Source organism: Clavibacter sp. VKM Ac-2873 (assembly GCF_015351075.1).
GTDB lineage: Bacteria > Actinomycetota > Actinomycetes > Actinomycetales > Microbacteriaceae > Clavibacter.
Genome location: NZ_JADKRS010000001.1, coordinates 965,923 through 980,423, shown reverse-complemented (window position 1 = coordinate 980,423; position 14,501 = coordinate 965,923). Strand labels below are relative to the sequence as shown.

13 protein-coding genes and 1 riboswitch are annotated in these 14,501 nt (G+C 71.8%); of the genes, 4 read left to right on the top strand and 9 right to left on the bottom strand.

Features of this window, described 5'->3' with window-relative positions:
- Positions 1-50 precede the first annotated feature (50 nt).
- A riboswitch (FMN riboswitch) is annotated at positions 51-195 on the bottom strand.
- A gap of 65 nt (positions 196-260) precedes the next feature.
- From ITJ44_RS04545 to ITJ44_RS04530, 4 genes are all read right to left on the bottom strand, one after another.
- Positions 261-1,013, bottom strand: coding sequence for an HAD family hydrolase (locus tag ITJ44_RS04545; protein WP_194633544.1), 753 nt, complete (start codon positions 1,011-1,013; stop codon positions 261-263).
- Positions 1,010-2,020, bottom strand: coding sequence for a tryptophan--tRNA ligase (gene trpS, locus ITJ44_RS04540; protein ID WP_194633543.1), 1,011 nt, complete (start codon positions 2,018-2,020; stop codon positions 1,010-1,012). The genes ITJ44_RS04545 and trpS overlap by 4 nt, the downstream gene beginning before the upstream one ends.
- A 94-nt stretch (positions 2,021-2,114) precedes the next feature.
- Entirely contained in the window at positions 2,115-2,960 is an 846-nt protein-coding gene (locus ITJ44_RS04535) for an exodeoxyribonuclease III (RefSeq protein ID WP_194633542.1), read from the bottom strand.
- A 10-nt stretch (positions 2,961-2,970) separates the two neighbouring features.
- Positions 2,971-4,098: a YihY/virulence factor BrkB family protein gene (locus ITJ44_RS04530; RefSeq protein WP_194633541.1), complete on the bottom strand. Its 1,128-nt coding sequence runs from the start codon at positions 4,096-4,098 to the stop codon at positions 2,971-2,973.
- A 123-nt stretch (positions 4,099-4,221) separates the two neighbouring features.
- Here ITJ44_RS04530 and ptsP point away from each other — a divergent pair, with 123 nt between their 5' ends.
- Entirely contained in the window at positions 4,222-5,877 is a 1,656-nt protein-coding gene (ptsP, locus tag ITJ44_RS04525) for a phosphoenolpyruvate--protein phosphotransferase (RefSeq protein WP_194633540.1), read from the top strand.
- A 93-nt stretch (positions 5,878-5,970) separates the two neighbouring features.
- Here the strand turns inward: ptsP and ITJ44_RS04520 are convergent, their stop codons facing one another.
- The 5 genes from ITJ44_RS04520 to ITJ44_RS04500 form a co-directional block, all read right to left on the bottom strand.
- Positions 5,971-6,732, bottom strand: a complete 762-nt coding sequence (locus ITJ44_RS04520) for a succinate dehydrogenase iron-sulfur subunit (protein ID WP_012037655.1) — start codon at positions 6,730-6,732, stop codon at positions 5,971-5,973.
- Positions 6,733-6,790: 58 nt separating this feature from the next.
- The gene (sdhA, locus tag ITJ44_RS04515) at positions 6,791-8,614 is read right to left on the bottom strand and encodes a succinate dehydrogenase flavoprotein subunit (protein WP_194633539.1); all 1,824 of its coding nucleotides are present in this window, start codon (positions 8,612-8,614) and stop codon (positions 6,791-6,793) included.
- 33 nt (positions 8,615-8,647) lie between these two features.
- Positions 8,648-9,112, bottom strand: a complete 465-nt coding sequence (locus ITJ44_RS04510) for a succinate dehydrogenase hydrophobic membrane anchor subunit (protein WP_194633538.1) — start codon at positions 9,110-9,112, stop codon at positions 8,648-8,650.
- 2 nt (positions 9,113-9,114) lie between these two features.
- The gene (gene sdhC, locus ITJ44_RS04505) at positions 9,115-9,549 is read right to left on the bottom strand and encodes a succinate dehydrogenase, cytochrome b556 subunit (protein WP_370551616.1); all 435 of its coding nucleotides are present in this window, start codon (positions 9,547-9,549) and stop codon (positions 9,115-9,117) included.
- A 140-nt stretch (positions 9,550-9,689) separates the two neighbouring features.
- Positions 9,690-10,865, bottom strand: a complete 1,176-nt coding sequence (locus tag ITJ44_RS04500; protein WP_194633537.1) for a glycosyltransferase family 1 protein — start codon at positions 10,863-10,865, stop codon at positions 9,690-9,692.
- Positions 10,866-10,982: 117 nt separating this feature from the next.
- Here ITJ44_RS04500 and ITJ44_RS04495 point away from each other — a divergent pair, with 117 nt between their 5' ends.
- The 3 genes from ITJ44_RS04495 (at position 10,983) to ITJ44_RS04485 (ending at position 14,497) form a co-directional block, all read left to right on the top strand.
- On the top strand, positions 10,983-12,104 hold the full coding sequence (locus ITJ44_RS04495; RefSeq protein WP_194633536.1) for a mannose-1-phosphate guanylyltransferase: 1,122 nt from the start codon (positions 10,983-10,985) through the stop codon (positions 12,102-12,104).
- Between the two features lie 74 nt (positions 12,105-12,178).
- The gene (locus ITJ44_RS04490) at positions 12,179-13,252 is read left to right on the top strand and encodes a BMP family protein (RefSeq protein ID WP_194633535.1); all 1,074 of its coding nucleotides are present in this window, start codon (positions 12,179-12,181) and stop codon (positions 13,250-13,252) included.
- Positions 13,253-13,402: 150 nt separating this feature from the next.
- Positions 13,403-14,497 carry a BMP family ABC transporter substrate-binding protein gene (locus tag ITJ44_RS04485; RefSeq protein WP_194633534.1) on the top strand — a complete coding sequence of 365 codons (1,095 nt, stop codon included), beginning with the start codon at positions 13,403-13,405 and terminating at the stop codon, positions 14,495-14,497.
- Positions 14,498-14,501: the final 4 nt, after the last annotated feature.

Here is a 14,501-nt window from a genome sequence, read left to right as displayed (position 1 = left end):
GACTCCGGGCGCGGTCGACGAGACCTCGACGTCGGCGGGCTCGCCGATGCCGCGTGCGCCTCCCATCCGGACTTTAACCGTCGGTCCCGGAATCCCACCGGATCGGCGGACGAGGCTCCCGGGGACCCGGTCGCGCATCGTCCGTTCGCGGACTGTCACCGCCGGCTCGGATTTCCACCGACCCCGGAGCACGTGTATGGGATGAGATTAGCCCACGCGGCTGCGGGGCCGGGGCCTGTGACGCTCCGCGACCTACGCCGTCAGCGGACGCCGACGAGGTCCACGGCGTCGGCGAGGTCCGTGAGCGCCGTGATCCGCACGACGCCGGCGGGCAGGGGAGCGTCCCCGTCGCCGAGGGCGTCGAACCAGACGCCGCCTTCGAGACCCGCGTCGACGGCCCCGAGCGCGTCGGTGCGGAGCCGGTCGCCCACCATCACGGCGTCGGCCGGATCCACGCCCGCCTCCGCGCACGCGAGCAGGAAGATGCGCAGGTCGGGCTTCGTGAAGCCGAGTTCGCCGGAGCAGATCACGGGGGAGAGGCGCGCGGTGAGCCCGGCCGCGGCGATCTTCGGCTCCTGCTGGCTGCGCTCGCCGTTCGTCACGACGCCGAAGCGCACACCCGGGTGCCGCCGTGCGATCTCGTCGAGCGACTCGTGCGCGCCCGGCAGCGCGCGCCACGAGGCCTCGTAGCCGGCGAGGTAGCCGCCGAACCAGGCGTCCGTCGCGGCGTCGTCCTCCGCGAGGGCGTCAGCGTCGGCGGATCCGCGCGCGGCGAGGAACCCGCGCACGCGCGCCCGCCGCTGGCCCTGGTAGTCGAGCTCGCCCGCGAGGTACCGGTGGTAGTGCTCCTCCTCGAGCGCGACCCACAGCGCGACGGCCTCGTCGACCGCCGCGGCGTCGGACGTGTCGAGGAGCCCCCGCGCGGCGAGGTGCGCGGCGATCCCGTCGGCCACGGCGCCGCGGTGGTCCACCAGGGTGTCGTCGAGGTCGAGCAGGACCAGCCGCAGGGTCATCGGGCGCGTCGAACGAGGCCGACGGCGTCGAAGACCCGCGCGAGCATCGCGTCCGCGCGCTCCTCGGCGCGCGCGGCGTTGCCGGCGAGCACGCGGTCGAGCTCGGCCGGGTCGTCCAGGAGCTCCAGGGTCCGCGCGCGGATCGGCTCGAAGACGCCCGTGACGGTCTCGGCCACGTCCTTCTTCAGGTCGCCGTAGCCGCGGCCCGCGTAGCGCTCCTCGAGCGCCTCCACGGCCGTGCCCTCGAACGCCGAGAGGATCGTCAGCAGGTTCGAGACGCCGGGCTTCTCGCCGCGGTCGAAGCGGATCTCGCGGTCCGTGTCGGTGACGGCCGAGCGGATCTTCTTCGCGGTCTTCGCGGGCTCGTCCAGCAGCCACACCACGCCCGCGTCGCTGGCGGAGGACTTGCTCATCTTCGACGTCGGGTCCTGCAGGTCGTAGATCCGCGCCGTGTCCTTCTGGATCATGGGCTCCGGGATCCGGAACACGTCGCCGAACCTTCCGTTGAAGCGCTTCGCGAGGTCGCGGGTGAGCTCCACGTGCTGCTTCTGGTCGTCGCCCACGGGCACGACCTCGGTGCCGTAGAGCAGGATGTCGGCCGCCATGAGCGTCGGGTACGCGAAGAGGCCGAGCGTCGTCGCGTCGGCGCCCTGCTTCTGCGACTTGTCCTTGAACTGGGTCATGCGGCTGGCCTCGCCGAACCCGGTGAGCGTGTTGAGGATCCACGCGAGCTCCGTGTGCGCGGACACGTGCGACTGCACGAAGAGCGTGGAGACGGCCGGGTCGATGCCCGCCGCGATGTACTGCGCGGCCGTGCGCCGGGTGGAGTCGCGGAGGGCCTTCGGATCCTGCGGGACGGTGATGGCGTGCAGGTCGACGACGCAGAACACGGCGTCGTGGCTGGCCTGGAGCTCCTTCCACTGCAGGAGGGCGCCGATGTAGTTGCCGATCTGCAGCGAGTCGGCGGACGGCTGCATGCCGGAGAAGAGGACGGGTCGTGCGGTCATGGCGATGCCTTCGTGAGGGGGAGCGCGGACGCTCGCGGGGCGCCGGTGCGGCGCGGAGGGGAGGGGAGGGGAGAGAGGCGGTGCGGGCGACGGGTCAGATCGCGTAGTCGACGACCACGGGCGTGTGGTCCGACCATCGCTGGTCGTACGCCTCGGCCCGGTCGACCGCGTAGCCGACGACCTTCTCGGCGAGCGCGGGGGTCGCGAGCTGGTAGTCGATGCGCCAGCCGGTGTCGTTGTCGAACGCCTTGCCGCGCCAGCTCCACCACGTGTACGGGCCGTCGACCTCGCCGGACTGCTGACGGCCGACGTCGACCCAGCCGAGGCCGGGCCCGGTGGATCCGTCGACGCCGGTGATCTCCTCGCCGCGCGCGCCCAGGATCCGGTCGAGGTAGGCGCGCTCGCGCGGCAGGAACCCGGCGCGCTTCACGTTGCCCTTCCAGTTGCGGATGTCGAGCTCGCGGTGGCCGACGTTGAGGTCGCCCACGACGACGGCGAGCTCGGAGTGCTCGGCGATCTCGGGCAGGCGCCGCTCCATCCCGTCGAGGAACTTCCACTTCTCGTCCTGCTTCGCGGTGCCGACCTCACCGGAGTGCACGTAGGCGCTGACGACCGTGACGATGGTGCCGTCCACGTCGTAGTCGGCCTCGAGCCAGCGTCCCGCGCTGTCGAAGTCGTCCTCGCCGATCGCGACGCGGTGGATCTCGGCGCGACGGCGGCTCGCGATGGCGACGCCCGCGCGCCCCTTGGCGGTCGCGGCGTCGTGCAGGACGTCCCACTCGGGACCGAGGAGGCCCTCGATGTCGCTCGTCTCGGCGCGGACCTCCTGGATGGCGAGGATGTCGACGTCGCGCGTGGCGAGCCAGTCGCCCATGCCCTTGCGGAACGCGGCCCGGATGCCGTTCGTGTTGATGGACGCGACGCGGAGGTTCGAGGGCATGGTCTCGATCCTAACGGCGGCGCCGACGCCGCAGCCCGAGCAGGACCCGGGTGATCCCGCGCGACTCCTCGTACCGCTGCCGCTCCCGCGCGCGCTCCTCCTCCTCGAGGATCCGGCGGGCGTCGTCGAGCTTCGCGAGCCGCTCCTTCTCGAGCTGCTCGGGGGTGAGGTCGCGGGCGTCGATGCCCCGGTCGGACATGCTCACGGCGATCCACGAGGCGCCGATGAGGATGACCTGGCAGATGAGGTTGAACCAGATCAGGAGCCCGATGATCACCGCGAACGACGCGAGCAGCGGGTTCCGGCTCGCGCCGCCGAGGAGCGCGGTGCCGAGCACCTTGAGCACGCCCATGGCGACCCCGCCGAGGAGCGCGCCCTGCAGCAGCTGCGGCCGCGGGATCGTGACGCCCGACAGGATCCGGTACGCCCCCGCCAGCACGGCGGTGTCGAGCGCGAGCACGAGGGCGAGGCCCACGGTGCGGCCGACGACGATCGCGAGCAGCGAGTCCTCGCCCACCTGCAGCACCCCGAAGACGAACCCGAGGAGACCCGTGCTCACGACCGAGAGCGCGGCCGAGAGCAGCATCGCGAGCGCGAACACCAGGGCGAGCCCGAGGTCCTTGACCTTGAGGAGCAGGAAGAACGTGGTGGGCGGCGGCAGCTCGAAGATGCGCCGCACCGAGTCGCGCGTCGAGGCGAGCCAGCCGAGCGCGGTGACGAGCAGGCCGATGGAGCCGACGATGCCCGCGATGGAGATGGTGCTCGGCTTCAGCAGATCCTGCGGGTCCTTGATCACGCCCTCCGGTCCGAAGAGGCCGGGCACCGCCCCCTGGATCAGGCTCAGCAGCGAGTCGAGCAGCGCCGGGTTGTCCGTGAGCACGGATCCGGCCACCGAGAACCCGACCGCGAGCGCCGCGAACACCGCGAACACCGCCTGGTACGACATGCCGGCCGCGAGGATCGGTCCGCCCGCGGCCCCGTAGGCGAGGAACACGCGCACGGGCTTGAGCGCCATGGCGCGGGCGACCAGCGCGGGGATGCCGGTGGGCGCCGGTGCGTCGGCGGACGGCGTCGCTCCGGTCGCGGGGGAGCCGGGTGCGGGACGCGGGGTTCGTCCACGGCCGTCGGGGGCGGTCATCCCCCGAGGATACGGGCCGTCGGGCCCCTGATAGCGTGGACGGGCCGTTCCGGCCGCCCCACCGGACAGCCCATCCCGCGCGCGGCGTCCGTGCGCGCGGCCGCACCCGAGCGAGGAGTCACCGTGCGCATCACCGGCATCGGAGTAGGACACGGAGTGGCCACCGGCCCCGTCATGCGGATGCCCGACCCGCTGCCCGAGCCCACGACCGACACCTTCTCGGGCGACGCCGACGCCGAGGTCGCGCGCGTCGCCGCGGCCCTCGCCGCGACCGCGGACGACCTGGCTGCGCGCGGCGCCCGCGCCGGCGGCGACGCGAAGGACGTGCTCGACGCCCAGTCGCTCATGGCGCGTGACCCCGCGCTCCTCGACTCCGTCGGCCGGCTCGTCGGCCAGGGCCGCTCGGGCGAGCGCGCCGTGTTCGAGGCGTTCGCGACGTTCCAGGAGCTCCTCACCGGCATGGGCGGCTACATGGCCGAGCGCGCGGCGGACCTCGCGGACGTCGCGCAGCGGGTCATCGCCCGGCTCCGCGGCGTGCCCGCGCCGGGGATCCCCACCGCCGACGCGCGCTTCGTCCTCGTCGCGCGCGACCTCGCGCCCGCCGACACCGCGCTCCTCGAGCTCGACCGCGTGCTCGCCCTGGTGACCACCGACGGCGGCCCCACCAGCCACACCGCGATCCTCGCCCGCAGCCGCTCCATCCCCGCCATCGTCGGCGCGACGGGCGCCAGGGACCTCGCCGAGGGCGACGAGGTCGTCGTCGACGCGGCCGCCGGCGTCGTGATCGTGCACCCCGACGACGCCGAGCGCGAGGACGCCCTCCGCCGGATCCGCGCCCGCGAGGAGGCGCTCGCCGCCCCCATCACCGACGGCGCCCTCGCCGACGGCACGCCCGTGCCGCTCCTCGCCAACCTCGGATCCCCGGCGGAGGCCGCGCGCGCGGTCGAGCTCGGCGCCGAGGGCGTCGGCCTCTTCCGCACCGAGTTCCTGTTCCTCGACTCCGCCGAGGCGCCGTCCGTCCCCGCGCAGACCGCGCAGTACACCGCGCTCCTCGAGGCGTTCCCCGGCCGCAAGGTGGTCGTCCGCGCGCTCGACGCCGGCGCGGACAAGCCGCTCGCGTTCCTCACCGACGCCGACGAGGAGAACCCCGCGCTGGGCCTCCGCGGCCTCCGCGCCCTCCGCGCGAACGAGCAGATCCTCCGCGACCAGCTCACCGCCCTCGCGGCGGCCGACGCGGCCACGGACGCCGACCTCTGGGTGATGGCCCCCATGGTCGCCGACGCCGAGGAGACGGCCTACTTCGTCGAGCTCGGCCGGGAGCTCGGCCTCCGCACGGTCGGGGTCATGGCCGAGGTCCCGTCCCTCGCGCTCCTCGCCGACCAGGTCGTGGAGGTCGCCGACTTCGTGAGCGTCGGCACGAACGACCTCACGCAGTACACGATGGCGGCGGATCGCCTGCTCGGCTCGGTCGCCTCCTACCAGGACCCGTGGCACCCGGCGGTCCTCCGCCTCGTCCGCATGCTGGGCGACGCGGGTCGGGCGTCCAGCACGCCCGTCGGCATCTGCGGCGAGGCGGCGGCGGATCCGCTGCTCGCGGTGGTCCTCGTCGGCCTGGGCGCCACGAGCCTCTCGATGACGCCGGCCGCCCTCGCGGACGTCCGCCTCGAGCTGTCGCACCGCACCCTCGACGACGCGCGGGTCGCGGCCGAGGCGGTCCTCGGGGCGCGCACGGCCGCGGAGGCGCGCGCCGCCGCCGAGCGGAGCCTCGCCGACCGCTGACCCGGAGCCCCGCGCCGGACGCACCCGCAGACGACGACGGCCCCGCAGCTCCGAGGAGCCGCGGGGCCGCGCGTCTGCGGGGGAGCGTCGGTGCTACGCCTTGCCGCGCATGATCGCCTGCTTGACCTCGGCGATGGCCTGCGTCACCTGGATGCCGCGCGGGCACGCCTCGGAGCAGTTGAAGGTCGTGCGGCAGCGCCACACGCCCTCCTTGTCGTTGAGGATGTCGAGGCGCACGTTCGACTCGTCGCGCGAGTCGAAGATGAAGCGGTGCGCGTTCACGATGGCGGCGGGGCCGAAGTACTGGCCGTCGGTCCAGAACACGGGGCACGACGAGGTGCACGCGGCGCAGAGGATGCACTTCGTGGTGTCGTCGAAGCGGGCGCGCTCGGCGGCGGACTGGATCCGCTCCTTGCCCTTCTCCGGCTTCGTGTTGGAGATGAGGAACGGCTGCACGTCGCGGAACGACTCGAAGAACGGCTCCATGTCGACGACGAGGTCCTTCTCCAGCGGCAGGCCCTTGATGGCCTCCACGTAGATGGGCTGCGAGATGTCGAGGTCCTTGATGAGCGTCTTGCAGGCCAGGCGGTTGCGCCCGTTGATGCGCATCGCGTCGGATCCGCACACGCCGTGCGCGCAGGAGCGGCGGAAGGTCAGCGACCCGTCCTGCTCCCACTTGATCTTGTGCAGCGCGTCGAGGATGCGGTCGGTCGGGTACACCTCGACGTCGAAGTCCTCCCACCTCGGCTCGGCGTCCTGGCCGGGCAGGTACCGGCGGATGATGAGGGTCACCGTGAAGGTGGGGATGGCCGAGGCCTCTCCCGCGGGGGGCGCGTCCAGGGTTGCGGTGCTCACGTGTGCGGTCCTATTCCGATCGGTGGTGCGGTGACGGGCGGGTGCTGACCTGAGGGGGTCAGTACTTCCGCTCCATCGGCTGGTAGTTCGTGATGACCACGGGCTTGGTGCTCAGCTTGATGTGGTCGCCGGCGTCCGTGCTGTGGGCGTCGCCGGTGAGATACGCCATGGTGTGCACCATGTAGTTCTCGTCGTCGCGCGTGGGGAAGTCCTCGCGGAAGTGGCCGCCGCGGCTCTCCTTGCGGTACATCGCCGAGTAGACGACGACCTCCGCCAGGTCGAGCAGGAACCCGAGCTCGATGGCCTCGAGCAGGTCGGTGTTGAAGCGCTGGCCCTTGTCCTGCACCTGGATGTTCGTGTACCGCTCGCGCAGGTCGGCGATCACCTTGGTGACCTCGATCAGCGTGTCCTCGGTGCGGAACACCTGGGCGTTGCGGTCCATCGACTCCTGCAGCTCGCGACGCAGCGTCGAGATCCGCTCGGTGCCGTTCGAGTTGCGGGCGCCCTCAACGAGGCCCTTCACGAAGTCGGCCGCGTCGGCGGGCAGCGGCGTGAAGTCGACCGTCTTCACGTACTCGGCCGCGTAGTTGCCCGCGCGCTTGCCGAACACGTTGATGTCGAGGAGCGAGTTGGTGCCCAGGCGGTTGGATCCGTGCACCGAGACGCACGCGCACTCGCCGGCCGCGTAGAGACCCGGCACGACCGTCGTGTTGTCGGAGAGGACCTCGGCCTTGATGTTGGTGGGGATGCCGCCCATCGCGTAGTGCGCCGTCGGCAGCACGGGCACGGGCTCCGTGTACGGCTCGACGCCGAGGTACGTGCGTGCGAACTCCGTGATGTCCGGGAGCTTCGCGTCGATGACGGCGGGCTCGAGGTGCGTGATGTCGAGGTAGACGTAGTCCTTGTTCGGTCCCGCTCCCCGGCCCTCGCGGATCTCGGTGGCCATGCACCGGGCGACGATGTCACGCGGCGCGAGGTCCTTGATGGTCGGGGCGTACCGCTCCATGAAGCGCTCGCCCTCGCTGTTGCGGAGGATCGCGCCCTCGCCGCGCGCCGCCTCCGACAGGAGGATGCCGAGCCCCGCGAGCCCGGTCGGGTGGAACTGGAAGAACTCCATGTCCTCGAGCGGGAGGCCCTTGCGCCAGATGATCCCGACGCCGTCGCCCGTGAGGGTGTGCGCGTTGGACGTGGTCTTGTAGATCTTGCCGAAGCCGCCGGTCGCGAAGATCACGGCCTTCGACTGGAAGACGTGGATCTCGCCCGTGGAGAGCTCGAGCGCCACGACGCCCGCGGGCTGCTCCTTGCCGTCGACCTCGGCCATGACGAGGTCGAGCACGTAGAACTCGTTGAAGAAGTTGATGCCGAACTTGACGCAGTTCTGGTACAGCGTCTGCAGGATCATGTGGCCCGTGCGGTCGGCCGCGTAGCAGGACCGGCGGACGGGGCTCTTGCCGTGGTCGGCCGTGTGGCCGCCGAAGCGACGCTGGTCGATCTTGCCGTCGGGCGTGCGGTTGAAGGGGAGGCCCATGTTCTCGAGGTCGATGACCGCGTCGATGGCCTCCTTGGCGAGGATCTCCGCCGCGTCCTGGTCGACGAGGTAGTCGCCGCCCTTGACGGTGTCGAAGGTGTGCCACTCCCAGCTGTCCTCCTCGACGTTCGCCAGCGCCGCGGCCATGCCGCCCTGCGCCGCGCCCGTGTGGGACCGCGTCGGGTAGAGCTTGGAGATGACGGCCGTGTTCGCCTGCGGTCCCGCCTCGATCGCCGCGCGCATGCCGGCGCCGCCCGCACCCACGATCACGATGTCGAACTGGTGGTAGTGGACGCCGTCCACGATGGTGCTCGCGGAGGGCTCGGAACCGGGGGTCGCGGTGTCAGTGGTCACGGGCTTCTTTCTCGAGGCGGATGGGGAAGCGGACTACAGGTCGCCGCAGAAGGAGGGGAGCAGGTCAGCGGGCTGGCCGGCGGGGCACGGGTCGAAGGTGAAGACGACGAGCGTGCCGAGCACCAGCAGGACGACCGTGGACGTGACGAGCGCGCCCTTGAGGATCGTGCGGGTGCGGGGCGAGGCCGCGTAGTCGTTCACGAGGGTGCGCATGCCGTTGGCGCCGTGGATGACCGCGAGCCAGAGCAGCGCGATGTCCCAGACCTTCCAGAACGGGTCGGAGAGCTTGCCGCCCACGAACGCGAAGTCGATGGCCTTGATGCCCTCGCCCTGGATGAGGTTGACGTAGAGGTGGCCGAAGATGAGCACGACGAGCACGACGCCCGAGGCGCGCATGTACATCCAGCCCCACTTCTCCCAGTTGACGCCGCCCTGCTTGCGCGGCTGCCGGGGCTGGCGGGGACGCTCGATGCTCACCTGCTGTGCGATGTCGCTCATGATCAGATCCATCCCGCTTCGCTGAAGACGTTGAGGAGGTGGCGCGGCACGAAGCCGGCCATGAGGACGACCCACAGCCCGATGACCACGTAGAACATGAGCCGCTGGTGCTTGGCGCCGAAGCGCCAGAAGTCGATGAGGATGATGCGCAGCCCGTTGAGCGCGTGGAACCCGATGGCGCCGACGAGGGCGACCTCGCCGATGCCCATGATCGGGTTCTTGTAGGTGCCGATGACCGCGTTGTACGCCTCGGGGCTCACGCGGATGAGGCTCGTGTCGAGCACGTGCACGAGGAGGAAGAAGAAGATGGACACGCCGGTGATGCGGTGCAGCACCCATGACCACATGCCCTCGCGGCCCCGGTACAGCGTCCCCGCGGGGACCTTCGGTGCGCGAGCGATGTGCGGTTCGCTGGTTCCTGCCGTCTTGATGGACACGGAACGACCCTCCCTGATGCTGGTACCCCGTGGGCGGAGCGCCTTCGCGCCGACATTGCGCGTCGCCGTCGAGTCTACGGGCGGCTCCCGGCGATCACCCGTTAGGGCACCCTAAGCGTCGGGCGCCCTCGGCGACCCCGTCAGGCGATGACGGGGACGGGGCCGGCGCCGGCCGGATCCGCGGCCGGGAGCGCCGAGCGGCGGGCAGAGACGGCGCGGCCGTAGTGGCCGATGAGCTCGTCGCCGATGGTGGCCCACGACCGGCCGAGGACCGCGCGGCGGCCGGCCTCGCCCATCCGCAGCCGCATGGGCTCGCTCGCGACGAGCTCGTCGACGAGCCGCCGCATGTGCGCGTCGCGGGGGGACGCGGGGTCGAAGAGGAACCCGTCGGTGCCGTGCGCCACGAGGTCGATGGGACCGCCGGCGTGCGGCGCGACGACGGGGAGCCCGGACGCGTGCGCCTCCTGCACGGTCTGGCCGAACGTCTCCTCGGTGCCGGTGTGCACGAAGACGTCCATGGCGGCGTACGCGGCCGCGAGCCCGCGGCCGCCGACACGGCCGAGCCACGTCACGGGCATGCCGGCGAGCGCGCGGCGGGCCGACGCCTGGCTCGGGCCGTCGCCGGCGATGAGGAAGCGCACGCCGCGGATCCCGCGGAGGGCCTGCAGTCGCTCGAGCTGCTTCTCAGGCGCGATGCGGCCGACGTAGCCGACGACCGTCTCGCCGCCCGGGGCGACGCGGTGCCGGAGCGCGACAGCGTCCTCCATCGCCCGGTTGCGCGGGTGGTAGCGGTCGAGGTCGACGCCGCGGCCCCATCGGGCGACGCGCTCGACGCCCGCGGCCGCCAGGTCCGCCGCGGCGGCGCTCGAGGGCGCGAGGGTCAGATCGGCCCCCTGGTGGATCCACCGCACGAGCCGCCACACGTAGGGCGCGGTCGCGGCGAGGCGGTTCCGACGCGCGTAGCCCGCCACGTCGGTCTGGAACACGGCGACGGACGGGGTGTCGATGCGCGTCGCGGCCGCGATGGCCTGCGCGCCGAGGAAGAGCGGGGAGGCGGCGTGCAGCACGTCGGGCGCGAAGTCGGTGAGGAGGCGCAGCACCTGGGGGTTGGGGATCCCGACCGGGAACTGCCGGTAGGCGAAGGCGGGCACGCCGTGGACGGGGAACCCCGCGAACTCGGACGGGGCGCCGGCGTCCGGCGCGATCACGATGGCCTGGTGCCCCCGGTCCCTCAGGTGCTCGAGCACCCGGCAGACGCTCGTGGTGACGCCGTTGACGGTGGGGAGGAAGCTCTCGCTGACGACGGCTACGCGCATGCCCCTGACGCTAGGCACGGGCGCCGTCGCCGTCGCCGCGGCGCCGTGAACGGCCCGTTGCGGGCGCGTGAACTCGGCGCATCCGGTGGTCGTGCAGGGTGCCGATAGTGTGGGCGCATGACCGAGCAGACGAGCGCGATCTCCCGTTTCTACAGCGTGATCCCCGCGGGGGGCGTGGGTTCCCGGCTCTGGCCGCTGTCCCGCGCGGACGCCCCGAAGTTCCTCCACGACCTCACCGGATCCGGCCGCACGCTGCTCCGCGACACATGGGAGCGCCTGGCGCCGCTGTCCGGTGAGGACCGGATCATGGTCGTCACCGGGCGCGCTCACCGTGCCGCCGTCGAGGCCCAGCTGCCCGAGCTCGAGGACCCGAACGTGGTCCTCGAGAGCGAGGGGCGCGACAGCACGGCGGCCATCGCGCTCGCGGCGGCCATCCTGGAGCGCCGGGAGCCGGGCGTCATCATCGGCTCGTTCGCGGCCGACCACGTCATCGCCGACCCGGACCGCTTCCGCGACACCGTGCGCGAGGCCGTCATCGCCGCCGACGCCGGCTACATCACCACCATCGGGATCACGCCCACGGAGCCCGCGACCGGCTTCGGCTACATCCACACCGGCAAGGCGCTCAGCATCCCCGGCGCCCCGCACGCCCTCGAGGTGGCGTCGTTCGTGGAGAAGCCGAGCATCGGCGTCGCCCGCGGCTACGTGAAGGGCGGCACGCACCTCTGGAACGCGGGCATGTTCATCGCGCGCGCCGACCGGCTGCTCGAGGAGCTCGGCCGCACCGAGCCCGAGCTGCTGAAGGGCGTGCTCGAGCTCGCCGAGGCCTGGGACACCGCCGACCGCGGACTCGTCGTCGACCGCGTGTGGCCGAACCTCAAGAAGATCGCGATCGACTACGCGGTCGCCGAGCCGGCCGCCGCCCGGGGCGCGCTCGCCGTGATCCCCGGCCGCTTCGCCTGGGACGACGTGGGCGACTTCGCCTCCGTCGCCAAGATGCACTCGAGCGGCCGCAAGTCCGACCTCGTGATCCTCGGCGAGGACGCGCGCGTCCTGTCCGACGCGTCGAGCGGCATCGTGGTGGCGAACAGCAAGCGCGTGATCAGCCTCATCGGCGTCCGTGACATCGTCGTGGTGGACACCCCCGACGCGCTCCTCGTCACGACGAAGGAGAACGCCCAGCGCGTCAAGAGCGTGGTGGACGCGCTCAAGCTCAGCGGCGGGACGGACGTCCTGTAACGAAGGGGTAACGAACCCCTCGGGCGCTCTCCGCGGCCGGAGGGGGTCCGGAGCGCCGCCGTTAGATTCCGTGGATGCCCCGCACCCGCCGCGCCGTCCGCGCCGCCATCCTGCCCATCGCCCTCCTGACCTCCGCGGCCCTCGCCGGGTGCGGTGCCGCCCCCGAGCCCGGCGCCACCTCGGCCGCCGCGAGCGACTACTGCGCCCGCATGGTCACCAACTCGGGAGGACTGCAGGACCGCTCCTTCAACCAGTCGAGCTGGGAGGGCCTCCAGCGCGCGGAGCAGGAGCTGGGGATCCAGGCCGACGTCCTCGTCTCCACCTCGGAGACCGACCTCGCCCCGAACGTGGAGCAGGCGGTGGGCACGGGCTGCGGCTTCATCCTCACCGTCGGCTACGAGCTGGCGGAGGCGACCTCGGCGGCCGCGGCCGCGAATCCGGACGTGCACTTCTCCATCGTCGACGAGGTCGTCGACGCCCCCAACGTCAAGCCGCTCGTCTTCGACACCGCGCAGGCGTCCTACCTCGCGGGCTACCTCGCGGCGGGCGTGAGCCAGACCGGCAAGGTCGGGACCTTCGGCGGCGGGAACCAGCCGCCCGTCACCCTCTTCATGGACGGCTTCGTCGACGGCGTCCAGGCGTACAACCAGGCGCACGGCACGAGCGTCCAGGCCCTCGGCTGGGACGCGGCGAAGCAGGACGGCACCTTCACCGGCGACTTCGAGGACGTGTCGAAGGGCCAGACCACCACGCAGAACCTGCTCGACCAGGGCGCGGACGTCATCATGCCGGTGGCCGGGCAGGTGGGGGAGGGCGCGGCGTCCGCGATCCTCGCGCACGGCAGCGGCAAGCTGATCTGGGTCGACAACGACGGCTACGACACCCTCCCCGCCGAGTACCGGCCGCTCCTGCTGACGAGCGTGCTGAAGGACACCGGCCAGGCCGTCGTCGACATCGTGGCCGACGACCAGAAGGGCACCTTCTCCTCGGAGCCCTACGTGGGCACGCTCGCGAACGGCGGCGTGGGCCTCGCCGAGTACCACGACCTCGCCGCTTCGGTGTCGCCCGAGCTGCAGTCCGAGCTCGACGCCCTCAAGGCCCGGATCGTCTCCGGCGACGTGCAGGTGAAGTCGGTCTCGACGCCCTAGCAGGGCCCGTGTTGCCGCGGTGTTTCGGGCCTGTCGCGGATCGGCAACGATTGCGCCAGGAGCCCCGATCCGGGCACGGGAGGCATTCCCGCGCATGGGTAACATGAACGCACATCGCCCGGCGGACCCGGGCTGCATCTGGAGGCCACAGTGACCATCACCACCCGAAAGGCCGCCCTCGGCGGTCTCGCCGCCGTCGGCATCACCGCGATCCTCGCGGGCTGCGGCGCCGCCCCCGAGTCGACGACGGGAGGTGCGGGTGGGGAGGCGAAGAGCGACCTCGTCTCCTGCATGGTCTCCGACTCCGGCGGCTTCGACGACAAGTCGTTCAACCAGCTCGGCTACGAGGGCCTGAACAAGGCGGCGAAGGACCTCGGCCTCACCACGCCGAACGCCGTCCAGTCGGCCTCCGAGACCGACTTCGCGCCGAACCTCACCAACCTCGCCGACAACGGCTGCGGCCTCATCATCACCGTCGGGTTCCTCCTGAAGGACGCCACCGAGGAGGCGGCGAAGGCCAATCCCGACATCGACTACGCCATCATCGACGACGCCGAGATCACCGCGGACAACGTCAAGCCCATCACCTTCAACACGAGCGAGGCGGCGTTCCTCGCGGGCTACGCGGCAGCGGCCTACTCGAAGACCGGCACCGTCGGCACCTTCGGCGGCCTGCAGATCCCGACGGTCACGATCTTCATGGACGGCTTCGTGGACGGCGTGAACTACTTCAACGAGCAGAAGGGCAAGGACGTCAAGGCCATCGGCTGGGACGTCGCGAGCCAGAGCGGGTCGTTCACGGGCGAGTTCGTCGCCAACCAGACGGCGAAGACCGCCGCGCAGACCCTCATCGACCAGGGCGCGGACGTCATCATGCCCGTCGGCGGCCCGATCTTCCTCAGCGCCGGCGAGGCGGTCCGGGACTCGAGCGACAAGAAGGTCGTGATGGTGGGCGTCGACTCCGACGCGTACGAGACCGCGCCCGACCTCAAGGACCTCTTCCTCACCTCGGTGCTCAAGGGCATCGACTCGGGCGTCGAGGACGTCGTGAAGACGGCGGCGGACGGCGAGTTCGACGCGACGCCCTACGTGGGCACGCTCAAGAACGGCGGCGTGGACATCGCCCCGTTCCACGACTACGAGTCCGCGGTCCCGTCCGACCTCTCGGGCGAGCTCGAGACGATCAAGGCCGGCATCATCGACGGCTCGATCGCCGTCGAGTCGCCCTCGTCGCTGACGAAGTAGCATC